12 protein-coding genes are annotated in these 25,929 nt (G+C 48.2%); 11 read left to right on the top strand and 1 reads right to left on the bottom strand.

Annotation, left to right across the window (positions count from 1 at the left end; all coding sequences use genetic code 11):
- Positions 1 to 218: 218 nt before the first annotated feature.
- From H8S65_RS18960 to H8S65_RS18910, 11 genes are all read left to right on the top strand, one after another.
- Entirely contained in the window at positions 219 to 3,260 is a 3,042-nt protein-coding gene (locus H8S65_RS18960; RefSeq protein WP_255489320.1) for a DEAD/DEAH box helicase, read from the top strand.
- A 111-nt stretch (positions 3,261 to 3,371) separates the two neighbouring features.
- A complete protein-coding gene (locus tag H8S65_RS18955; protein WP_186931394.1) occupies positions 3,372 to 7,373 on the top strand; it encodes a hybrid sensor histidine kinase/response regulator transcription factor in 4,002 nt (1,333 codons plus the stop codon).
- Between the two features lie 163 nt (positions 7,374 to 7,536).
- Positions 7,537 to 10,683: a SusC/RagA family TonB-linked outer membrane protein gene (locus H8S65_RS18950; RefSeq protein WP_186931393.1), complete on the top strand. Its 3,147-nt coding sequence runs from the start codon at positions 7,537 to 7,539 to the stop codon at positions 10,681 to 10,683.
- A gap of 12 nt (positions 10,684 to 10,695) precedes the next feature.
- Positions 10,696 to 12,432 carry a RagB/SusD family nutrient uptake outer membrane protein gene (locus H8S65_RS18945; RefSeq protein WP_186931392.1) on the top strand — a complete coding sequence of 579 codons (1,737 nt, stop codon included), beginning with the start codon at positions 10,696 to 10,698 and terminating at the stop codon, positions 12,430 to 12,432.
- Positions 12,433 to 12,578: 146 nt separating this feature from the next.
- Positions 12,579 to 14,399: a DUF4962 domain-containing protein gene (locus tag H8S65_RS18940; RefSeq protein ID WP_186931391.1), complete on the top strand. Its 1,821-nt coding sequence runs from the start codon at positions 12,579 to 12,581 to the stop codon at positions 14,397 to 14,399.
- A gap of 37 nt (positions 14,400 to 14,436) precedes the next feature.
- Positions 14,437 to 15,645 (top strand): glycoside hydrolase family 88 protein, encoded by a 1,209-nt coding sequence (locus tag H8S65_RS18935; RefSeq protein ID WP_186931390.1) that lies wholly within the window; start codon positions 14,437 to 14,439, stop codon positions 15,643 to 15,645.
- A gap of 176 nt (positions 15,646 to 15,821) precedes the next feature.
- Positions 15,822 to 17,699 carry a helix-turn-helix transcriptional regulator gene (locus tag H8S65_RS18930; protein ID WP_222616318.1) on the top strand — a complete coding sequence of 626 codons (1,878 nt, stop codon included), beginning with the start codon at positions 15,822 to 15,824 and terminating at the stop codon, positions 17,697 to 17,699.
- A 173-nt stretch (positions 17,700 to 17,872) separates the two neighbouring features.
- Entirely contained in the window at positions 17,873 to 20,197 is a 2,325-nt protein-coding gene (locus H8S65_RS18925) for a TonB-dependent receptor (protein ID WP_186931389.1), read from the top strand.
- 153 nt (positions 20,198 to 20,350) lie between these two features.
- Entirely contained in the window at positions 20,351 to 23,098 is a 2,748-nt protein-coding gene (locus H8S65_RS18920) for a DNA gyrase/topoisomerase IV subunit A (RefSeq protein WP_186931388.1), read from the top strand.
- A gap of 5 nt (positions 23,099 to 23,103) precedes the next feature.
- Positions 23,104 to 23,967 carry a DUF3316 domain-containing protein gene (locus H8S65_RS18915; protein WP_186931387.1) on the top strand — a complete coding sequence of 288 codons (864 nt, stop codon included), beginning with the start codon at positions 23,104 to 23,106 and terminating at the stop codon, positions 23,965 to 23,967.
- Between the two features lie 42 nt (positions 23,968 to 24,009).
- Positions 24,010 to 25,017, top strand: a complete 1,008-nt coding sequence (locus H8S65_RS18910) for a S41 family peptidase (RefSeq protein WP_186931386.1) — start codon at positions 24,010 to 24,012, stop codon at positions 25,015 to 25,017.
- Here H8S65_RS18910 and H8S65_RS18905 read toward each other — a convergent pair.
- Positions 25,012 to 25,929: Rpn family recombination-promoting nuclease/putative transposase (locus tag H8S65_RS18905; protein WP_366498181.1), on the bottom strand; the 918-nt coding region annotated here is incomplete at its 5' end. The two genes, H8S65_RS18910 and H8S65_RS18905, sit on opposite strands and share 6 nt — an antisense overlap.

Raw genomic sequence — 25,929 nt, 5'->3', positions numbered from 1 at the left:
ACCGAAGGATTTGTCAACAAATTAAAGATGATTAAAAGAATGTGTTATGGACGAGCAAGCATAGAACTTCTCAAAAGAATGATGATTTGTGTATAAGGCAGCAAATGTGAACAAGACCCATTCGGATTCTATGGGGTAGAAAACCGAATTAGATGCGGTAGTAGTTTCGATTTGAACCAGCAGCTTTTTTAGGAATATGACAATAAGGGGAAGTGCGTATGGAAGAAAATTCCGGGCGATCTTTTGCCAGATCGACAAAAGCCCTCTATCTTTGCAAGATTGAAGGAAAAGATATGTCTGAAGGCCACCAGCTAATAGTAACGATTAATAATCATCCTGTTTTCGGTCCGCTGCTGATCCCGTATTTGGCAAGAGAAGTTTCGCCGGGTGTGCTCGAGGCGGAGGAGAAAGCTACATTTATACAAGAAAGCCGCTTGTCTACGGCTGAGAAAAAGATCATTACCCTGTCCCAGTGTTATTCCGAAAAGAATTTGATGAAAGTGTATTCGAAGGAACGGACCGTAAATGCGTTTCTGACGAAGCTTTCCGATCCTGCCCGGAGAGAGCCGGTGCGGAACTATATCGACCGGAAGCAACGGGAGATTGTCGAACTGCTCCAAGCATCAGCCATCCCTTTGTATATCAGGGAAACGGCTACTAAACTCCTATACGAGCATCACCGGATTTTTATCCCCGTCACTTTGGCCGAGGCCTCGTTCAGGTTTGAACTGACGGAACAAGTCTTTCGCTACGCGGTGGAGTGTGAGTCGGAAGGACGTTTGATCCCGCTGCAAAGGAAGAAACCGGTACTTGTTTTGTGTGCACGGCCCGCCATATTGGTCTTGGGACGCGATCTGCTTGTATTCAAACGGATCGAGATGCCGCGGCTGAATCCTTTCCTGGAAAAGACATTTGTGGAAGTCCCCGCTTCCGAGACGCGCCGGTATCTGGAGAAGATCGTCTTGCCGATGATGGTCCGTTATCCGGTCAGTGCTTCGGGTTTTGATATGATAGTGGAATACCGGCCCTGTGTGGCGGAACTGTCGGTTTCACCTTCTGTTTTGGATCGTCCGCTTTTGCAGTTGCGCTTTTATTATGGCGATGCCTGTTTTTCTCCCAGGCAGGCGATGCAGCGTTGCTATCCGCGTTTGGAGGAAGAAGCGGGAAAACCCGTAGTCCGCTATTTCAAACGTAATCAGGGGAAGGAGCAAGAGTGCTTGGATTTATTGGGCGGCTTTGGTTTCACGCAAGTGGGAGATACGCAGTTCTCACGTGCCGGCTGTGTATCGGAATATGCGCTGGTCGAATGGCTTCACGATCATAAAGAGGAGTTGGAGGCTTATTTTACTTTGAATGTCGGTGGCGGTTCCGGTATGACCTATTTTGTGGGAGATATTCTTTTGGAACAGGATATTACAGATACGCCGGACTGGTTTGAAATTCGTATAACCGTCCGGATCGGGGAACATGTATTTCCGTTTATCCTTTTCCGGAAGCATATCCTGGAAGGAGACCGTTTGTTCAAACTGCCTGACGGGAAGGTGGCTTTGCTGCCGGAAGAATGGTTTGAAAAATACGGCGACCTTTTTAGCTTTAGTAGCGAGCAGGAAGGAAAGTTGCGTGTGCGCAAGATGCATTTAGGGCTGGTCGACGGGTTGAGAGATAACACTGTTCCGGCCACCTCGAAAGAGTATGTGAAAAAAGAAGATATCCCGGTTCCTCCCCGGATACGTGCAACCCTCCGTCTTTATCAACGGGAAGGCTTTACATGGATGGCGCATCTGGCCGCCAATGGCTTCGGAGGTTGCCTGGCGGACGATATGGGGTTGGGAAAGACTTTGCAGACCATTACGTTGTTACAATATCTGTATGATCCGTCGGAACCCAGGACGATTGAAACGGAACAGATGCCGCTACCGTCTGCTTATGCAGCAGACAAGTTCGGGCAGCTTTCTCTTTTTGCGGATGAAGGATGCGGGCAGCAATCCGATTTCCGGAGTTTGTCTCCCGATTCCGTGCCGGTATGTACGGCTGTGCCGGAAAAGGTGCAGGCTTCGCTGATTGTCGTCCCTGCCTCCTTGTTGCCAAACTGGAAAAGGGAGATACAGCGGTTCAGTTCGTTGCGGGTGTACGAATATGCCGGAGACCAGCGGAGCCGTGAGCCGTGGAAGAAGTTCGACCGTTATCCGGTAGTATTGACGACTTACGGGCTGCTGCGGCGGGATATTGAATTGCTGGAAAACTATGCCTTCAAATATGTGATACTGGATGAAAGCCAGAACATCAAAAATCCCGACTCGGTCTCTTATCATGCCGTCATGCGTCTTAAGAGCGACAACCGGTTGGTGTTGACCGGGACTCCGATTGAAAATTCACTGAAAGACTTGTGGACCCAGTTTAACTTCATCAATCCCGGCTTATTAGGATCGCTGGCGGATTTCAGGAACCGTTTTATCAATCCGGTTGTAAAAGAAGGCAACGAACGTGCCCGGCAGCGGTTACAGCAATTGATACGTCCGTTTTTCCTCCGCCGCACCAAAGAGCAGGTCGCACCCGAATTGCCGCCGCTGATGGAAGAGGTGGTTTATTGCGGAATGTCGGAAGAACAACAGGAAGTTTATACGAAAGAGAAAAATACGTTGCGTAACTCTTTGCTTGAAGAATGGCATAAGAACAAAATTATCGCCCTGAACGGCATCACCCGTCTCCGGCAGCTTGCCAATCATCCCGGTATGATTTTTCCGGAATATACGGGAAGTTCCGGGAAGATGGATCAGGTGTTGGAAGCCTATGAAACTTTGTTGAGCGAGGGGCATAAGGTGCTGATATTCTCATCCTTCGTCACCCATCTGAAACTTCTTGCCGCCGAGTTCGAAGCGCGTGGCTGGGACTATGCGTTGCTGACCGGAAGTACGACGGACCGGGAAGGCGAGATTGCCCGTTTCTCCCGGAATAAAGAGGTCTCCGCCTTTTTTATCTCCCTGAAAGCCGGAGGCGTAGGGCTTAACCTGACTGATGCCGATTATGTCTTTATCCTGGACCCGTGGTGGAACCCTGCGGCCGAAATGCAGGCAGAGAGCCGTGCGCATCGTATCGGACAACAGAAGCAGGTATTTGTTTTCCGTTTCATCACCTCCGGTACGATCGAAGAAAAAATCCGCCGGTTACAGGAACGGAAAAGCGATCTGTCAGACCGTTTTATCACCGAAAACGACCCGCTGCAACAGTTGACTGACGAGGAGTGGAGGGAGCTTGTTTGAGAAAAGATGTAAAGATAGTATTTTGCTCACCTGAATATGATATCATATAAATATCGTTATCTTTGTGTTGAGGAACGAGAAAACTATTTTATCAGTTTGTGTAAATAAGATATGAAAAAGCTGCTACTGTTGTTGTGTTTTGTATTCATACACCAAGTGGTCTATCCGGTTTATTTTAAACACCTTGGCATGAGTGACGGTTTGTCGCAGGTCTCTGTTATGTCGATTTATCAGGACTGTTTGGGACGCATGTGGTTCGGTACGCGCGAAGGTGTCAGTATCTATGACGGAGAACGGATGCGGGTGTATAAAGGCTGGGAGAACCTGGACCCGGAAAGTTCCATAAATGTTTTGCTCGGACATGAATGCGACCATCTCACCGGAAACAGGCAAGGGGATATTTTCTTTAGGACCTGCGACTCGTTGGTGAGGTATGATATACGGGAAGAGAAATTTTGTGTTGTCGGCGGTTGTAAGGCGAAAACGGTTACCTCGGCAAATGGTGACATATGGACGGGGTATGACGATATGATCTGCCGGTATGATGAAAAAAGGGATAGTCTGCAACTTTATGCGAAGACAAACACCCCCGATATATCCAGCCTGCTGATTTCGGAGAAGAAGATTTGGATCGGAACTTATGAAGGCCTGTATGTGATCGAGGAGGATAAAAAAGTCCGTTGTCTGATTGAAGGGCCTGAGTTTTACCGCTTATTTGAAAGTTCTACGGGCGAGATATGGGCCGGTTGCCGTACCGGTGGCTTGTACAGGATCACGCAAGATGAGCTGATCACTTGGTATTCGGAGAGTAATCCCGCACCTTTCCATATAGAAAACAGCCAAATACGGAGCTTTGCCGAAGACCGGTTTGGGAATATCTGGTTCGGTACTTTTATGGGGCTGCATAAATATAACCCCTACACGAACCAGTTTACAGTATATCAACAGGATCATTTGCCGGGTAGCCTGTCACACTCTTCTGTTTTCTCTGTTTATATAGATGCTCAGGAAACGATATGGGTAGGCACTTATTATGGAGGTGTGAACTATTTTAATGCGGAAAGGGAAATATTCGCCCATTATACGGATAACCCTTTGCGAAAGGAATGCCTGAACTATTCGTTTGTCGGGAATCTGGCGGAAGATAAAGAAGGGAACATCTGGATTTGTACCGAAGGGGGCGGATTGAACTTCATGGATCGTAAGACACGAACCTTTAAATATTTCACTGCCGGTCACCGTAATTCCGTATTGCAGAATAACCTGAAATGCATTGCATATGACGGGAAGCGGAACCGTTTGTATATCGGCACGCATCACGGAGGACTTACCCGCTACGATATAAAAACCGGTATTTTTCATAACTACCTGGATGATTACAGGGAAGGAGACATAAAGCCGGACGGCATCATCTTCCACATGATGATTCATAACGATAAGTTGTATGTAAGCGCGATGAACGGAACTTTTGTTATGGATCTCGATACGGACCGGTTCCAATGGCTATGCAGAAACGCCCAGAGCTTTACGATCGACAGGGAAGAAAACTTATGGATTTTGATCGGGACTTCTCTATACAGGATAGAGCTGGCCCATCCGGATAACCAGAAACATTATGCTTTGCCCAGCTATGGCATCCACTTCGAACCTAAACGGATCATGACTACCCGCGACGGGGATATCTATTTCGTGGTTTTGGGAGGCGGCCTGTACCGGTATGACAAACAGACCGATTCCTTTATCCATTATTCGCAGGAAAGCGGACATCTATTGAGCAATTATTGTTACAATGTCGCAGAGACCAATTCGGAAGAGTTGCTGGTGACCAGTGATAAGGGAGTCACTTTCCTGAATCCTTTCAGCGGAAGTACCCGGTTTGCGACGTTAGGGGCGAATTTGCCGATCACTTCCATTGCGGATGGCTGCGGTATTCTGGTCTGCCGGAATAATGAACTCTTTGTCGGAGGGAATGACGGACTGACCTCTTTTTACCGGGAGGACCTCGATAAGACGGAAAAGAATTACTCCTTATATTTTTCAGAGCTATATATTCATAATAAGAGAATCTATCCGGGAGCCGTTTCGGGAGGCATACTGAAGGAGGCTTTTCCTTTCAGCAAATCGATCCGGCTGAACTACAAGCAAAACAATCTGATTATAAACTTCGCTACCACCAATTATATCGATATCCAAAAGAATAATGAATATCAATACCGGTTAGTCGGTTTTGATCATGATTGGGTTTCCACCTCTTCTTCCAGTATTTATTATACGAACCTGGATCCCGGCAAATATACATTGCTGGTTCGTGAAAAGAATCTGTCCCAGCATTTGATGAACCGCCGTGAAATATCTCTGGATATCCAGATCGCCCAACCCTGGTATAAAACGGGTTGGGCGTGGGCACTGTATGTCCTGACTGTCTTTACGATCACTTATCTGACTGCACGGATTCTGAATGCCCGGCGTAAACTGGCGTTGTCCCTTGAAAAGGAACGGGAAGAGAAAGAGCGTAACGAAGAGTTGAACCAGGCGAAACTACGTTTCTTTACCAACATCAGCCATGAGTTCCGGACGCCTCTGACTCTTATTATCAGCCAGATAGATATGCTTTTTCAGAGTTCTTCCCTTCCTCCGACCTTGTATAACCGGATTATTAAGATCAGCAAGAATGCAAACCGGATGAGGAATATGATTTCCGAGCTGTTGGAATTCCGGAAGTTAGAGCAAAATTATGTCTCGTTGCATGTTTGCGAACAGAACCTGATTCCGTTTCTGAAAGATATTTATCTTTCCTATTGTGAGTTAGCGGCCCAACAATCCATTACATTTAATTTTCAGAATGCAGAGGAGAATCTGTTGTTATGGTTTGATTCCAATCAGTTGCAGAAAGTGTTTTACAATCTTTTGTCGAACGCTTTCAAATATACGAAGCCGGGAGGTACGATAGAATTGCATGTGTCCTCGGATGAAAATGAGGTCCGTATAAAAGTGATCGATACGGGTATCGGGCTTTCGGCAGATGACGTATCGCATATCTTTGACCGCTTCTATCAGGCCGAAAACGGGAAACAGGTCGCGGGAGCCAATCCCGGTACAGGGCTCGGACTGGCTTTAAGCAAGAATATCATTCATCTTCATCATGGGGATATCGCGGTGCAGAGCCAGGTCGGCTATGGAACGATATTTACAGTCACGTTATTGAAGGGAAAGGTCCATTTTGAAAATGATAAGAATGCGGTTCTTCTGGAAAGCCCGGACGAACCGATGATTAAGGGAGAATCTTTGCCGGATTCCATTTCCCCCGAAGAATATGAAGAAATGGATAAAGCCTTCCCCGGTTTGAAGGCTGGCTCTTATAAAGTCCTGATTGTCGAGGACAATGAAGAATTGCTACAGATATTGAATACGCTTTTTGCCCCTTTCTATCAGGTTATATTAGCCCGGAATGGGGAAGAAGGCTTGCGGAAGGCGAATGAGGAAAAGCCGGATCTGGTTGTCAGCGATGTCATGATGCCCTTGATGAGTGGCATGGAGATGTGCATGAAAATCAAGAATAATATCGATTTATGCCATATTCCGGTCGTTTTGCTGACGGCTCTCGATTCTGTCGAATATAACATAGAGGGGCTTCAACAGGGAGCGGATGATTATATCAGCAAGCCTTTCCATGCAAAAGTATTGTTGATGCGCTGCAATAATCTGATCCGGAACCGTTTGTTGTTGAAGTCCCGGTTGACAAAACAGGTTGACTTCGATGTGCAGTTGCTGGCTACGACTTCTTTGGACCAGCAGCTTTTGAACCGGATTGTGGAGATCGTCGATCGGCGGATGGGGGAGCCGGACTTTGATGTCAATGTTCTTGCCCGCGAGTTGAATATGGGACGTAGTTCGTTCTTTACAAAAGTCAAGAACCTGACCGGAATGACTCCCAGCGAATTTATACAAAACCAACGCATCAACCGTGCGGCAACCCTGTTGCAGGAACGACCGGATTTGCTGGTGAATGAAATATCGGACCGGTTAGGATTTGCCTCGACTGTATATTTCAGCCGATGCTTTAAAGCGAAGTTCGGAGTATCGCCCGCTCAATTCAGGAAAAAAGAGCAGTAAAAACTACATAGAACAGCTAATCGTTTATATTCAAATAGTTAAATCTTCTATTTGGACTGTGTGTATATAAGAAACGGACGCTTTGTATAGATCCGTTTTTTTATGCCCGGCTACATTTGCCCCCAGAGTTTATCAAAATTTATTAATCTAAATCTACCTATTCATGATGAATGATTTAAACATTCCTTTCTTTAGGAAAACGATGTTTGCAGGAATGGCCACACTATTCTTGTCGACAGGAGTTACCCAGGCCAATCCGGTTAGTGCCGGGGAGGAAGTGACGGAAAAACACGCTGTGACATTATTCCAGCAATCGAAAGTCACGATCACGGGAACTGTAAAAGATGCACTCGGCCCGGTAGTCGGCGCCAACGTAGTGGAAAAAGGGACCACGAACGGGACAGTTACGGATATGGAAGGTCGTTTCTCTTTGCAGGTATCTTCGAATGCCGTATTGACCGTTTCTTATATCGGTTATATAGACCAGGCGATTCCGGTGAACGGAAAGACCTCTTTCACGGTCCTGCTGAAAGAAGATTCACAAGCTTTGGATGAAGTGGTAGTTGTGGGATATGGTACGCAAAAGAAGGTGAATATGACCGGCGCGGTCGCTTCTGTCGATATGAGCAAGATGGTCGACAGCCGTCCGATCACTTCACTCTCCGCCGGACTTGCCGGTATGGCCCCCGGTGTTTCCGTAACAGCCGGTAATGGCGGACGTCCCGGTAACGACGGGGCGACGATCCGTGTACGCGGGCAGGGTACGCTAAACGATTCCAATCCGTTGGTAATCATCGACGGGGTGGAAGCCAGCATGAATAATATCAACCCGCAAGACGTAGAAAGTATTTCGGTATTGAAGGATGCCGCTTCTTCTGCCATCTACGGCTCCCGTGCGGCAAACGGTGTCATTCTGATCACTACCCGCAAAGGAAAATCAGGTGAGGCGAAAATCTCTTATAACGGTTATGTCACGATGCAGAAAGTGGCGAACCATATCGATTTGGTCTCCAATTATGCCGATTATATGGAATTGTATAACGAAGGGCAGCTCAACAGCGACCTCCCCGCTATCTTCAGCCAGGGGAAAATCGACGAGTGGCGGGCTGCCGGTGACAGTGATCCTGTCAAATATCCGAACTCTGACTGGCAGGACGCTCTGTTCCAGACCGGATGGATGCAGAACCATACGATCAATATCAACGGAGGGTCTGACAAGATTCACTATTATATATCCGGCAATTACATGAAAAATCCCGGTATTATGGAAAATTCCGGGTACGAACGTTACAGCGCCCGTGTCAATCTGGATGCGGAAGTAAAAGATTGGTTTACCATAGGTGTCAATGCTTACGGGACGCGTGGAAAAGAGGAGTTGGGTTTGTTGAAGACCGAATCGAATGACAATTTCTATACCTATATGCAAGCTACTACGCCGGGTATCTGCTACCAGGCGCCTGATGGCCGGTATGGAGGTGTAAACAATCCGGAAGACGACCCGCAGAGTAGCTCCAACAATGTCTTGAAGATGTTGAACGACGTAAAAGGAAATCGCACGACCAATAACATCGTTTCTCGTTTTTATGCCCAGTTGAGGCCGTTGAAAGGGCTGACGATCGAAGGATCTTGGACTTATGCTTTTTCCGACCAGTTCCTGTACCAGCAACCGGTTTTTCATGATCTGTGGAATTTGTATGACAATACGTTGCAGATTGCCGGAACCGGAGTTTCGAAGGTTATTAACCGCAACAACAAGACTGTCCGCAACAATATGGACGGGTTGGTCAGATATGAAACCGACATCGACCGGTTGAACATCCAGGCAACGGTCGGCGCCAGCCAGGAAGCCTATCGTAACAACTGGTTTGAGGCCTCCAAGGAGAAGTTGACCTCTTCGGAATTGACGGAGTTGAATGCCGCCACTGCCAATGCGACGGCGACGGGTACTTACTCCAATTGGTCCATGCGTTCATTCTTCGGCCGGGTCAATTTGAACTGGGACGAGAAATACTTATTGGAAGCCAATCTCCGCGCCGATGCCTCTTCCCGTTTTGCCCAAAAATATCGTTGGGGCTATTTCCCCTCTTTCTCTTTGGGCTGGCGTATGGAACAGGAAGCCTTCATGAAAGATATCTCATGGCTTAACCAGTTGAAGTTTCGTGCTTCGTATGGTTCGTTGGGAAACAATGCCGTGGGCAACTATGACTATCAGTTGTATTACCAGGCCTCTAATTATGTCTTGAACGACGCCTTGCAGATCGGTATGGCGCAACGCGCTCTTTCGAATGCGGCATTGACTTGGGAAACCTCTTATGTCACGAATTTTGGTGTGGACTTTGCCCTGTTCTCTAAATTGAGCGGAACCGTCGATGCTTTCGTCAAAAACACCAAAGGAATTTTAATCGAACTGCCGGCGCCATTGGTACATGGTAATGCTACCGTTCCTAAATCCAATGCGGCTGAAGTCCGCAATCAGGGTGTCGAGTTGAGCTTGAACTGGAACGACAAAGTCGGTTCTGTCAACTATTTTGTCGGAGGTAATTTCTCATTTGTCAAAAATAAAGTGACGAAGTTCAAAGGTGACGAAATGTCTTTGAACGGAACCAACATGATCCTGGAAGGTGAACCGATCAATGTCCAGTATGTGCTTTCGGTAGACCGGATCATCCAGACGGAAGAAGATATGGCGATAGTGGAAGCTATGGAAGCGAATAATCCGGATGCCTTCAAGCAATACAAGAAGCCGGAATACGGAGATTTCTTATATAAGGATATCGATGGGGACGGATGTATCACTGACAACGATAAGATCAAAGTCGGTAATGGTACCAACCCGACATTCACTTTCGGATTTAATTTCGGCGCCAACTGGAAAGGCTGGGATTTCAGTTGTATCCTGCAAGGTGCTACCGGATTGAAAACGTACTGGAGCGGATTGGATGGCGCCAGCTATTGGCCGCAAGTGCGCCGGGGTAACCAAATCAACAAGACCATTGCAGACGGACGTTGGTATCCGGGCCGTACGGATGCCACTTATCCGCGCCTGTTGAACTATACTGACGGACGCAACCGGGTGGCAAGTGACTTCTGGGTACAGGACAAGTCTTACCTGAGGGTGAAAAACGTCCAGTTGGGATATACGGTTCCGAAACATCTCTCGCAAAAACTCCTGATCGATAACTTCCGTTTATATGTCAGCATCGACAATGCTCTGACCTTTACGGGATATAAGGGATTGGACCCTGAGGTGTCGGGCACGAAATATCCGACTATGCGATTAACAACATTTGGTTTAAACCTTACATTTTAAATAGTTGAAAACATGAAAAAGATCATAATCTATTTGGCAACAATGCTTTTAGCAGCCATGACGTTCACCGGTTGCTATGATTTGGAAACCTATCCGGGAGACAAAGTCAACGAAGGAACATTTTACAAGACCGGCGATCATGCTCATCAAGGCTTGATGGGAATCTATGGTATGCTGCGCCTGAACGAGGCGTACGGTTACCAGTTCTGCTTCGACCATTTGGGAGATATCGCTTACGGGTATAACTATTATATGATGTTCCTGTCGACCTATACAGACCGTGACGGAACAATACAAAATCATTGGCAGACCTTCTATGACGGTATACATCGTGTCAATACCTTTATACGTTCGGTAAAGGGCATGCGTGGTATCATCACGGACGAACAGATCGATGAGTACGTGGCGGAAGCCAAATTCTTGCGTGCGATGTTCTACTTTTCCTTGACAGATCTTTTCGGTGGGGTTCCCTACTATGACGAATCGACTAATGTCAACGAGGAGTTTATGAACCTGAAGCAGCTGAGAAGCAGCCTCGAAGAGGTACGTGCCCATATTTTGGAAGATTTGGACGAAGCGATCAAGTACCTCCCTGTTGAACATGCCGCCAGTGAATATGGGCGTGCTACTAAAGGTGCTGCTTACGCCCTTCGCGGTAAAGTGCATCTTTACGACAAAGAGTGGCAATCTGCCATCAACGATTTTGAAGAAATCGTCTATAACAAGTCCGATAACTATGGCTATGCCCTCGACGACGATTACGCCCGTGTATTCAAACTCTATAACGGAGCCAAAAGTCCGGAAACGGTCTTTTCGATCCAGAACAAGAGTGGTGTCGGCACCGAGTATGGTATGCAAATACAGGCCCTGATGGGTTGTCGTGGTGCCTATGGGAGCTGCTGGAATAATACGGTTCCTTCCACGCAATTGGTGGATATGTATGAGTTCAAAGATGGCCGCCCCTTCAATTGGGATGATATTTTCCCCGGTTATAATGCCATGTCTCCTGATGAACGTAAAGATCTTCTCAGTATCGAGATGGAAGGAGGAGCTATCGTGGGGCTTCGCGAAGCGGATACGGCCAAGATACTGAGTGCTTATACTTGTCGTGATCCGAGATTGATGGCTACAGTAATCGTCCCTTATTCACACTATATGGGAAATATTGGCCGTACTACTAATGTGGATTTGATCTTTGCCTTAGATCATGACCTGGCTGGGAATGCCAATGGTGGTACGATCCAAAACAACGCAGGTTGGGTCTCTTATCTCTATCGGAAGTTCGTGACCGAAGGAGATCAGGGCGGTGCGATCAGTAACCGTTTGCATACACCGTTCGCTTTCCCCTTGATCCGCTTTGCCGACGTTCTCTTGATGCTCTCCGAGGCCTATAACGAGGCGGGGCAGTTAGACAAGGCCGTGACCGAATTCAACAAGGTGCGTGCACGTGTCGGTATGCCAGGTTTGAACTCAGGTCCCGCATGGATGGCTGTCAACAGCAAAGAGCAGATGGCCGAACGGATACGCAAGGAGCGTGCCGTCGAGCTTGCCGGGGAAGGACATCGTTTCAGTGACTTGCGCCGTTGGGGATATGAGATTGCCCGTAAAGTGCTTGACAATGTCGATGCGATCAATATCTATGGCGAACCGATCTATACCCATCTGTTTACCGAACGTGATATGCTTTGGCCTATACCCGGTGTGGAACGGGAACGAAATAAAGAGTTGACACAGAATCCGGGTTGGTAGCCTCGATTGATTAAGCAGTTGTGTTAAGTTTGATATAGTAGCATGGAGACACAGAGTCATGGAGCTCTGATTGGCATATAATGAAGGCTTTGTGAACGCTGTGTCTCCTTTATTTGGATCATTAAATCCCTTTAACTTATGTGTTTATGAGATTGAGTAATATAGTAGGTTTATTTTTCCTTTTGTTTTCCTTTGTAGCGATGGGGCGGAATCTCCCTGTCCGGCAACCCGGAAAAGAGTTGCGCCAACATCCCAGGTTGCTCTTCAGCAAGCAAGAGGAACAGCGGGTTCGTGATTTGTTCGGAACAGAACCTTTATTGGATAGCTTACGCGCCAGCCTGATGAAAGAGGCGGAACGTTTGTTGTCGGTTCTTCCTCAGGAAGATCCTCGACAGAAAATAAAAAACACGAAAGACATACTGCCTGTCAGTCGTGAACAGGTTTACCGGATGGTCAACCTGGCCCTGGCCTACAGGTTGAGCGGAGACAGACGTTTTGCGGAGAAGGCGGAAAAAGAATTGGTCCACGTTTGCAATTACCAGGACTGGGACCCTGTCCACTATCTGGATGTGGCGGAAATGACGACAGCAGTTGCTATCGGCTACGACTGGTTGTATGATATGCTCGCACCTTCTACAAAAAAGCTGGTTGTAACTTCCATTAAGACCAAAGCGTTAGACCTTGTTGTAGAAGAATATGAAACCGGGAACAGTGATTCCTGGGCTAAGCGCGAGACAAACTGGAACGTGGTGTGTAATACCGGAATGGTATTAGGCGCATTGGCTGTAGAAGAGCATTATCCTGAACTGACCCGGCATATTATCGGCCAGGCAGTCAAATATATCCCCAATTGCCTGAAACATTTTGCGCCCGATGGAGTCTGCTACGAAGGCCCTGCTTATTGGGGATATACGAATATGTACCTGTCGCTTTTATTAAAAGCGCTGAATGATAATCTCGGCCAGGATTTCGGGCTTTCGGAAATACAGGGAGTGGATAAGAGTGTCTTGTATTATATGCACAGCACAAGCCCTTCCGGCAAGATCTTCAATTTTGCCAATTCCGGCAGTACGGCTCCTGCTGCAGAACCGATTTATTTCTATTTCAGCAAAGCATTCAATCAGCCGGAAGCTGCTGCTTTTTATCGGAACGTACTGTCGAAAACCGTACAGAATGGACATTATTTCAGATTTTATTTTTTGTCTATTCCCTGGTATGATACATCCTCTTCCGTTTCGGAATCCTTACCGGAATTGAATGTCTACAGAGGAATAAACGATATTGTTGTTTTTAATGGAGATAAGAATACGCCTAACAGCCTTTATCTGATAGCTAAAACCGGCGATCCGGATATGGCGCACCAGCAGTTGGATATCGGTACTTTTATAGTAGAGACGAATGGGATAAGATGGAGTGATGATCTGGGAACGGACAATTACAGTTTGCCCGGATTCTGGGACTATAAACCGGACGGACAACGGTGGACTTACTTCCGCAATTCAAACTTCAGCCATAACACATTGTCGATCGATCATAAATTGCAAAACTCGGCAGGAACGGGAGAAATCAAAGAATATGATGACAAAGCCGTTCAACCTTTTGTCACAATGGATATGAGCACGGCTTATGCCGGACAGAGCCGTTTTGTTTACCGGACATTCCGTATGCTCGATGACACCCGCATACTGGTTACGGACAGCGTTGGGTTGCAGAAGCCGTCCCAATCGGTACAATGGTCCGTAATAACTTCGGCAGACGTCGAATGCAAGGGAAATACTGCCATTCTCAGGAAAGACGGTAAATCTTTTTCCTTGAAGATTGCTTCGCCCGCCAATGCTTTTTTTATGACAAAGGCGGCAAAAAGGGGGACAGAAGCGGAGAAGCCGATAGAAGGATATACGATCCTGTCGGCATCGGTATCGGGTGAGCCTGTACAGGTAATCAAAGTTCTCCTGTCGGGAGAATAGAAGAGTAATTACATTAAAAATAAATAATAATATAGATATGATAAAAGTGAAGCATTTAATGGGCATGGCACTCAGTGTCGCGTTGATTTCCTGCGGAGGGACAGGAAACGGGTTTGTTGGAGAGAACGTAGAGTTTGCCCATAAACAGATAGGAAAAGAAATCGAACTGATCGAGGCGAGCGGCAAGTTTATGAACCCGACTACGCTGAACCCGGACGGTTCCGTTTATTATTGTAACCTGGCGGACTGGCGCAGTGGTTTCTTTCCCGGTTCAGTCTGGTATTTATATGAGCTGACAGGAGATAAGAGCCTGTTGCCCCTTGCGCAGAAATACACGGAAGCGGTGAAAGATGCCAAAAATATCAAATGGAACCATGATGTCGGTTTTATGATCTATTGCAGTTTTGGGAACGGTCTGCGTCTGACGGGCGATCCGGAATACAAAGAGGTGATTGTTGAAGCCGCCCGTTCCTTGTCTACCCGCTTCCGACCGGTGGCAGGGATTATCCAGTCGTGGGACGTGGACAGAGGATGGATTTCGGAACGGGGCTGGGAGTGCCCGGTGATCATCGATAACATGATGAACCTGGAGCTGTTGTTTGCCGCTACACGGTTGTCCGGCGACTCTGCTTTCTATAAGGTTGCCGTTTCGCACGTCGACCGCACCATGAAGGAACAGTATCGTCCGGATGGCAGTTGTTATCATGTGGTGGATTACAGCATGAAAGACGGTTCCGTACGCAACCGCCATACGGCACAGGGATATGCCCACGAATCGGCGTGGAGCCGTGGACAGGCTTGGGGCATTTACGGTCTGACGCTGTGTTACCGGGAGACCGGAGACCGGAAGTATCTCGACCTGGCTTTAAAAGCGGTCCGTTTTATGTTCAATCATAAGAATACGCCCGAAGACCTTGTGTTCTATTGGGACATGGATGCTCCGAACATCCCTGACGATTACCGGGATGCTTCGGCTGCCGCTTGTATCGCTTCCGCTTTGTATGAGATCAGTACGATGGATGTGCCTGAACCGCAAACCTATAAGGCATATGCCGACCGGATCATGAAAAGTCTGGCTTCTCCGGCTTACCGGGCTGAATTGGGAACGAACGGAAACTTCTTGCTGATGCATTGCGTCGGAAGCATTCCGCATAATGGCGAAATAGATGTCCCGTTGAATTATGCCGACTATTACTTCCTGGAGGCTTTGAAGCGGAAACGGGATATCGAGCAAAAGGCCTCCTGACCCGTCCTTTGCTTGCATCTGCAAAACCGGTTTGCGCCGCAAGTATAAGTCAGCCCGTATCTGCCGTTCTGTATTTCGTTGCAGTACAGGTCGTACATTTCAACAAACAAATGCAATAAATGTCAGGCTTTAGAGAGAATCTTTTACCTTTGCTGTAAATTGATTTTGTTTGTCGCATGAAAGATATTGTTTATATATGTTCGTTATTGTTCGCTCTGATACTTGTCTCTTGTGAAAAAAGGGTTGCGCCTTTTCCTGATTATGAAGTCGCCGAGGCTCTTTTGATGGATAATCCGGACAGTTTGGCCGTATGGTTGGAAGAGCGGATCGATCCTGCTCTTTTGCCGGATAGCTTAAAGGCGGAATATGGCTGGTGGATTACACGGTTGCATGACCGGCAAAAGCGCAGTTTGATGAATGACTCGATTATCCAGTATGCTTTGCGCTATTTCGAGGAAATCGATTCTCCGCGTTTGCCCTATACATATGTGTTGGCCGGGATGCAGAAGAATTGGGCCGGCGACAAGTCGAAGGAAGAGATCGAATACATAAAGAAGGGCTGGCAGCTCGCCGAGAACTTGCGTGATACGGCCCGGTTTATCGATATAGGCTCGAAATTGGCCCGTGTGTATTTTCTGTTGAATGAACGTCGCCTCTCTGTAGATGCCAGCAACAGAGTGATTCCTTATACGGAAGAAGGCTCTGAAAGAAGGATGGTCGAATTATATACGGCAGGTTGTTGCTATGCTCAATTGGGCAAAACGGATTCGATGCGGTTGTATATGGAAGAGGCGGTTCGTTTGGCTCGGAAATTTAATAACAGGATGGAGTTTTATATTGTCCGGAACTATATAGATTGCCTGAACGCAACCGGGCGAAACGAGGAGATCCGGACCCTGCTGGATGATTTTTACAAACGTTTCCCGCTTACGAGCGACAATGATTATCCGGTGAAAGAATTTGCATATGCTTGCCTTTGGATGAATCTGGGGAAAATGGATTCCGTGCGGGCTTGCCTGGACCGGCTGGATCGATATGGCAAGACGGTTGTCGACAGAAGCTATCAGAACAAATATAAGATATCCATTCTCTACATAACCGAGTTGTTGCATACGGCCTATAAGGCAAAGGTGGGACAGCCGGTCGATCTGATAGACATGTATATGGTCAGTGAGATGGTTGCGAACTGGGAAGCCAACCGGATGGGAATCGACAAGGAACGCATCCTGAGCCAAAATAAACTGGAACGCAGCAACCTGCTGTTGAAAATAAAGGAAGAACAAGGGCGTCAGCTGATTTTGTATATTTTATTGGCTGCCGGATTTGTCGTCGCCGTCCTGGTCTATTTGTACCAACGGAAACTTTTGAAGAAAGAACGTTATTTGCAACAGGTAAAGGAGCAGATGCGGCTGAACAGGATTGCTCTGAGCGAGAATGAACAACAGATGAGGCGGAATGAGGAGATCATACAAGCCCTTTCCGCCCAACTGGACGGGCAGGGAAATTTGAACGATCAGTTGCGGGACCGTCAGGAGGAGATCGAGCAAATAAGGGAGGAAAACAACTTGCTGTCGATAGAGAAGCAGAGGTTGCAACAGGAGATGAACCGTCTTCAGCAAACTGTCCCGGAAAAGAGCATCGAGATGGAAGCATACGAACGGATGGTCGAGCAGAATATAACCTTTGTTACCTGTGCCAAACAATTGTCGGGGATCTTGATCAGCCGGCACGAACATCTGAAACGTTTGCAGGAAGGAGAGTTCAAGCACCTGTCCGATATCGACTGGCCATCCGTATACGAAACCCTGGATCGCCTTTTCAATAATTATACGAAACGCTTGCGGCAAAACTATCCGTTGCTGACAGAAGAGGATATCCAATGCTGTTGCCTGATCAAATTGCAGCTTTCCACTTCTGCTATCGCCCGCCTGTATGGTATTGCGCCTCCCTCGGTTACGAAGCGCAAACAAAGGATAAAAGAAAGGATCAATCAGGCAAAAGCCGGACTGATCGGAAGGGAGCAGCCCGTCGATGTCTATCTGTGGGGATATTAGTCTCCAGATGTGTCCACCTCTGAATGCTAAGTTGATTTATACTGTTTAAAACCAACTTGTTACCTGTGCCCGGTTGTACAGGCCTTCCCTTTTTATTGTCCATATGGAATTTGAGGCCGGAGCAGGCAAACTCCCTACATTTGCCTTGGATAATCACTTAAATTCTATGTTACATGAAAAGAATAGGTCTTTTAATCGTTTGCCTTATTTTATCGGTTGGATTTGTATTTGCTCAAAAGATAAAGATTACGGGGAAAGTCTTGGACGGGAGCATGGACAAGGCTCCGTTCGAATTTGCAAATGTCGTTTTACAAACATCGGATTCTGTTTTCGTGACAGGGGCTTCCACGGATGCCAAGGGAAGTTTCAAGTTGGACAATGTACAACAAGGAGACTACCGCCTGATTATTTCGGCTATCGGATATACGGATTTGGTTACGGATCTGGCCGGTTTGTCCAAGTCGGTCGATTTGGGCGAACTGACATTGGACGAAGCCACGCAACAGCTACGGGAAGTGACCGTGACGGCTGCCAACATTGTCAACCAGGCAGACCGTAAAATCGTATTCCCCAGCCAGAAGCAATTGGAGGCTTCCACAAACGGGATCAATCTGCTACAGGCATTGATGTTGCCTCGCATACAAGTCAATCCGTTGTCTAAATCGGTCGATATGGCGGGAGGCGGAACTGTACAGCTTTGCATGAATGGCGTAAAAGTTTCGGCAGAAGATATCAACGCTTTGCAACCGGCCGATATCCTCCGTATCGAATACCTCGAAGATCCGGGCTTGCGGTATGGAAATGCCGAAGCTGTCCTCAACTATATCACCCGCCGGCATGAGACGGGCGGCTCTGTCAGCCTGGATATGATGAACTCTCCGCATATCGTATTTCATAACGACGCGGTTTCCGCCCGTTTGAACCATAAGAAGTCTGAATTCAGTGTTAGCTATCGTACCAGTCCGCGTGACTTTTACGACTGCTGGCGTTCGAATGAAGAGACCTTTCATTTTAAGGACGGAACTTCCCTGAACCGTTATGAGAAAGGAAAACCGGGACACCTGCAAGAGTTGAACCACGGAGGTTCTTTTACTTATAACTATCAGGAACCGGAAAAGTATCAGTTGAATGCCAAATTGGGATATTGGGGATATATGCAACCGCATACGGATTACAGAAGCGATTTGTACAATGTGGAATATCCGGACCATGTGACGGATATGCAGGACTATTCGGATCAGTCGACACATCGGCCATACCTGGATTTATACTACCAGCATCAGTTGAAAAACAAACAATTTCTGGCGCTTAACTTAGTCGGAACCTATATTTATACGGATTCCAAACGCTCTTATCAGGAAAGGCAGGATGGGGATTTGCTGACCGATATCTTTTCTGGCGTCAGAGGAAATAAGTATTCCGTGATTGGGGAAGGTATCTATGAAAAAGGGTTTGAAAAAGGACGTTTAAGCGCCGGGTTGAAACATACGCAGGCTTTTTCGGATAACACCTATGCAGGCAATCTGGAGTATAAGACGAATATGAAGCAGGCGGACACCTATTTGTATTCCGAGTTTCAGGGCAAATGGAACAGGTTGAATTATACGGTGGGGATCGGAGTGAGCCGCTCCTGGCTGAAGCAGGAAGGAGAAGAAGGATACCAGACCTATACATTCCGTCCCCGTTTCTCGCTCCGCTATGCTTTTACGGACCATTTTTATGCCCGGTTAAATGGTGACTTGGTAAATAATCCGCCGGCATTGTCCGAACTGAGCGCAGTGGAACAGATGATCGATTCGATGCAGATACAGCGGGGAAATCCGGCATTGAATCCTTATAACCGCTTTCAGACTAATTTGTATATGGAATATCGGAAGGGAAAGGTTTCTGTCGGCCTCTCCACGACCTGCCAGACGAATCCGAAAGCCATTATGGAATCGACATTTATCGAGGACGGCATGTTTGTGCATACGTATGAAAACCAGGACGGGTTCCGGTTCTTCAACAGCGAGCTGAATGTACGGGCCGGCATGCTGTGGGATATCCTGCAATTCTCCTTGAGCGGCGGTGTAAATCGTTTCCGGAGCGACGGAAAGGATTACAACCATACCTATACAAACTGGTATTACCGGGCGGAAGTGATGGCGCAGTATAAATATCTGACAGCTTCTTTCTCGATATACAACCGCCGGAACCGTTTCTGGGGCGAGAGCATGTCGAGCGGGGAAAATCTGCATATGTTGTCCGTCATGTACAAGCATAAGCAAATCGCTGTCGGTGTGGGAATGGTCAACCCGTTTACCGACAACTACAAGCGGGTTAATGAAACCTGGAATAAATATGTGTCATCTCTTAAAGAGACATATGTCAACGAGAGTTCCCGCGCCTTCTTCCTCACCTTCGCCTGGAATCTCCAGTTTGGACGGAAATACCAGAGCGGCGGAAAGAAAATCTGGAATCAGGATACGGATGCCGGCGTGATGAATACGGCTAAATGATGAATTTTTGCAGCCTTGCCAGCAGTTCTTGTCCGCAGTTCTTCTTCTTCCTTTTTATTATTTCGGCAATATTTTGTATATTTACAGCCTGTTATGGCGTATGAGCAATTGCCACATAGCCTGGGACGATGCAAAAGATTTGGATAGAGATATATGAGACCAGAAGATATTACTGAACAGGACGAAAGCGAAGAAATAAAAGATACGGAAGGACAACCGGATGCTGATGAAAACAGGGATGAAGCTGTCGAAACGGAAGCAAGCCGGGAGACGCATTCGGAATATAAGATACCGGGCAAATCGGAAAGCCGGGTGTCTTATCATTTGTCGGGCATGTATCAGGATTGGTTCCTCGATTATGCCTCCTATGTGATTTTGGAGCGTGCCGTTCCGCATATCAACGACGGGCTGAAACCCGTACAGCGTCGAATCCTGCACTCCATGAAGCGGTTGGACGACGGACGCTACAACAAGGTGGCCAACATCGTCGGGCATACCATGCAGTTCCACCCGCATGGCGACGCTTCCATCGGTGACGCGCTGGTACAGCTCGGACAGAAAGACCTGCTGGTCGACTGCCAGGGAAACTGGGGCAACATCCTCACCGGCGACGGTGCGGCGGCTCCGCGTTATATCGAGGCGCGCCTCTCCAAGTTTGCGCTGGAAACGGTCTTCAACCCGAAAACGACTCTCTGGCAACTTTCCTATGACGGGCGAAACAAGGAGCCGGTGACGCTTCCCGTCAAGTTTCCTTTGCTGCTGGCACAAGGTGTGGAAGGGATCGCTGTGGGACTTTCTTCCAAGATATTGCCGCATAACTTCAATGAACTTTTGGACGCGTCTGTCGCTTACCTGCGCGGGGAAGCGTTTACGTTGTTTCCCGATTTCCAGACCGGCGGCTATATCGATGTCTCGAAATATAACGACGGCGAGCGCGGCGGTTCCGTAAAGGTGCGTGCCAAGATCACGAAGCTGGACAACAAGACGCTTGTCATCAGCGAGATCCCATACGGGAAGACAACCTCCACTCTGATCGAGTCGATCCTGAGAGCAAACGATAAGGGAAAGATCAAGATCAAGAAAGTCGACGACAATACGGCCCGTAACGTGGAGATTCTCGTGCACTTGGCTCCGGGCGTCTCTTCCGACAAGACGATCGACGCGTTGTATGCTTTCACGGATTGCGAGATCAGCATTTCGCCGAACTGTTGCGTCATCATGGACAACAAGCCGCACTTCCTGACGGTGAGCGACGTGCTGAAACATTCGGCTGACGACACGCTGCACCTGCTCCGCACCGAACTCGAAATACAGAAAGGGGAACTGGAAGAGTCGCTCTTCTTCGCTTCCTTGGAAAAGATATTCATCGAAGAACGCATCTACAAGGACAAGGGATTTGAAGAGGCGAAGGATATGGATGAGGCGGTCGCCCACATCGACAAACGCCTTGACCCGTTCAAACCGCACTTCATCCGTGAAGTGACCCGCGAAGATATCCTGAAACTGATGGAGATCAAGATGGGACGCATCCTGAAGTTCAACACGGACAAGTGCAATGCGACCATTGCCCAGTATAAGGAAGATATTGCCAGGATCGACGACCATCTGGCGCATATCGTCGATTATACGATCGACTGGTTCATGATGCTGAAAGAGAAGTACGGCAAGAACTATCCGCGCATGACCGAAGTGCGCAACTTCGACACGATCGAGGCGACCAAGGTAGTCGAGGCGAACGAGAAACTGTATATCAACCGCCTTGACGGATTCATCGGGACTGGCTTGAAGAAAGACGAATATGTCTGCAACTGTTCCGACATCGACGACGTGATCATTTTCTACCGTAGCGGTAGCTACAAAATCGTAAAGGTGAGCGAAAAGATGTTCGTCGGCAAGGATATCCTTTACCTGAATGTCTTCAAGCGGAACGATAGCCGCACGATCTATAATGTGATCTACCGGGATGGAAAGGCAGGCTATAATTATATCAAGCGCTTTGCCGTGACAGGCGTGACGCGCGATAAGGAATATGACATTACCAAAGGGACGGAAGGTTCGCGCATCCTCTATTTCAGCGCCAATGCCAATGGCGAGGCCGAGACGGTGAAGGTGATCCTGAAACCGAAACCCCGCCAGAAGTTGCTTGTCTTTGAGAAGGATTTCAGCGAGATCGCGATCAAAGGGCGCGGCTCTATGGGAAACATCCTGACAAAGGCGGATATACACAAGATCAGCCTGAAGCAGAAAGGAAGTTCGACGTTGGGAGGCCGTATGGTTTGGTTCGACCGCGACGTGTTGCGCCTGAACTATGACGGGCGCGGGGAAGAGTTGGGCGAGTTCCAGAGTGACGATCTGATCTTGGTGATCCTTCAGAACGGCGATTTCTATACGACCAACTTCGATCTGAGCAATCATTATGAACCTAATATATTGAATATCGAGAAGTTCGATGCGAATAAAGTTTGGACGGCCGCCCTTTACGATGCCGACCAGAAGTATTATTACCTGAAACGTTTCCAGTTAGAGTCCGGAAGCCGCAAGCAGAACTTCCTCGGCGAGAACCCGAAGAGCCGCCTGATGTTGCTTACCGACGAGGTCTATCCGCGGATCGAGGCGGTCTTTGGCGGGCATGACGCCTTCCGTGAGCCGCTGGTGCTGGATGCGGAAGAATTTATTGCCGTGAAAGGATTCAAGGCGAAAGGAAAACGCATCTCGACTTTTGATATAGAAACGATCAACGAACTCGATCCCGTCCGTTTTGCTCCGGCGCCGCAACCGCAGGAGGGCAATGAAGGCGATGAAGAGGAAGCGGACTCCCTTGCCGGGGGATTACCCCGGCAAGGGAGCAATTCGGATATTATCGACGAGATTACCGGTCAAATGAAACTTTTTGATGAATAGTGCGTATGAATAAGACAACCTGCCTGATGTTTCTGTTCCTTTGTCTGGCTTTGCCGCTGATGGCTCAGTCCGGGGAGGACGAAGCGCCGCGTTCGGTCAACGAGAGCACGATGGTCGGAATCGGCGGTTATAACCTGCGGGACACTTATCTCTCGCCCAGTACGGACATCAATTATACGGGTTGGGTAGCGCGGGTTCTCAATGAGCGGATGAAGGTCGTGCGGTTGGCAGGCTATAACGTGTCCCGCCAGCAACTGATCAACGTGGAGTTCGGTTCGACCCGCAACGGCGCGGAGACGGCAAACGAATATGCCGGATTCGTGGATTACAGCCTGGGCTATCATTACCGTTTCCCGCAAGCGCTGCCCGGATTGAAGGTCTTGACCGGAGCTTCCGCACGCCTTTCGGGCGGTTTTATCTATAATACGCGTAACAGCAACAACCCGGTTTCCGGCAAGGCGGACTTCGACCTGAACCTGTCGGCTATGGCGATCTATAATTTCAAGATCGCCGAATTCCCGCTCACGCTCCGTTACCAGGCGGAGATACCGTTTGCCGGCGTCCTTTTCTCGGTGCATAAGGGCGAACCGTATTATTTCCTGACACAAGGCAGTGCGGACGGGGTCGTGCGGTTCAGTTCGTTCCATAACAAGTTCGCGATGAAGAACTATTTCACGCTCGATGTGCCGGTGTCTAATTTTACGATCCGTGTCGGCTACCTGAACAGCATGTACCGGACGGACGTGAACAGCATCAAGACGCACGTCCTCTCCAACTCGTTTATGATCGGGCTTGTGAAAGAGTTTGTCTCTTTCGGAGGGAAGCGTCTTCGGGGGCAAGCGCATCGGTACAAAAGCGCATACTATTAAAATTATTAATTTAACAACTTCAATTTCTTAATTCTTAATTTAATGAAGTATTATTTTCTTTTGCTTTGCCTCCTGTTCTCCGGTTGTGAGAAAGCGACAAAATATAATTCGTCTCCCCGCGAGAACTTCGAGGCGCTCTGGAGGATCATGGATGAGAATTATTGCTTTTTCGAATTCAAGGATGTAGATTGGGACGACGTGTACGACCGCTATGACTTGTTGGTCAAGGACACGATGAACCAGTACGAACTGTTCGATGTCCTCGGTAAGATGCTTGCCGAGGTGAAAGACGGGCATACGAACCTGATTTCCTCTTTCGACATGTCCCGCTATTGGGCCTGGTATGAAGATTATCCGGCCAATTACTACAAGGAAATACAGGATAATTATCTCGGTACGGACTACAAGATTGCCGGGGGAATGAAGTACAAGCGTTTGGCGGACGACAAGATCGGCTACGTCTATTACGGCAGTTTTTCGAGCGGCGTGGGTGAAAACAACCTCGATCATATGTTCGCGCATTTTAAGGAATGCAAGGGTTTGATATTCGACGTGCGCGACAATGGCGGCGGTTCCATGCTCTATTCCGACCGGATCGCCTCGCGTTTCCTTGAAGAAAGGATTCTGACGGGTTACACGCAATATAAGAAAGGCAACGGGCATAACGATTTCACCGAACCCAAACCGGTCTATCTTTCCCCGTCGGACCGTATCCGTTGGCTGCGCCCGGTCATTGTCTTGACCAACCGTCATTCCTACAGCGCGACGAACGATTTTGTCAACGTGATGCGCCTTCTTCCGCAAGTCACGATCATGGGCGACCGTACGGGAGGCGGCAGCGGCCTGCCTTTCAGTTCGGAACTGCCGAACGGATGGAGTGTCCGTTTCTCGGCCTGCCCGGTCCTGGACGTGAACAAGCAGCATACGGAGTTCGGAATCGACCCGGACATCAAAGTTTCCATTACAGGCGAAGATATCATGAAAGGGCGCGATACGATCATAGAGGCGGCTATCGGGCTGCTGCTGGCAAAGAGTGATTCTCCCTCATAAAGACCGGATTATTTCTTCACTTAAACCGGTGCACTTTGCTATGGTAGCAATATCTACCCCCGTATTTTTCATCTTGGAAGCGACTTGACGCATGCCTTCGGCAAGGCCTTCCGCTTTTCCTTTCGCCTCACCTTCGGCGATTCCTTCTATTCTCCCTTCCCATTTGGCCGTGTCGATCACGTCGTTTTGGATCATGATGGCGTCGAGGTGGCGGTCGTAGATAAGGCGTTCCTGGGGCGACATCGAGTAGTATTTCAACTTCTCGCGGGCTTCCTTCAGGCCCGGTGCGGTCGTGTCCGGACGGATCGTGCCGTCTTTCAGGTATTCGATCCATTCGTCCAAAGGGGTGAGAGCTACTTTGTCGAACTCGTTTACACGGACTAAGATATATTCGGGGAAGATTTCGGCGGGAAGATGCGAGACGATCACATCACGTTCGCGTGTGTTGACACGCAGGTGGTCGCCCGTATGCACGCCGATGAAATGATTCTGCCCATGATAGATATAGTCCGTTCCGATGCCGATGTCAAAATAAAGGATGCTGATGGAGTAGACTTTCTTGATTTTCTCGTAGCCTTCACCTATGGAGATATGTTCGGTGATGGCTTTGGCTACGCCGTAGAGGATGCGTTCCAAGTAATGCAGTTCGCGTGTGTTCTGGATTTCTACGAGGATGATTTCACCTTTGCTGTTCAAGGCTTTGATGTCGACGCGGTTGAACTTGTCGTCGGCGCTTTCCTGGTTGCCTTCGCTTTCGAGGATTTCGACGATCTTGATTTCTTCGCTCAGCATGACGGTCAGGAAACCATCGAGCACATCGAAATTGGCCTTCTGGCGCAACAAACGCTTGATGGCCCAGTCGAAGCGAATATACCTGTCCTGCAACTTTTTTCTTTCCATCTCTTCCATGAT

The sequence above is a fragment of the Parabacteroides hominis genome (assembly GCF_014287585.1).
GTDB classification, from domain to species: Bacteria; Bacteroidota; Bacteroidia; order Bacteroidales; family Tannerellaceae; genus Parabacteroides; species Parabacteroides hominis.
This window is presented reverse-complemented; position numbering and strand designations above follow the sequence as displayed.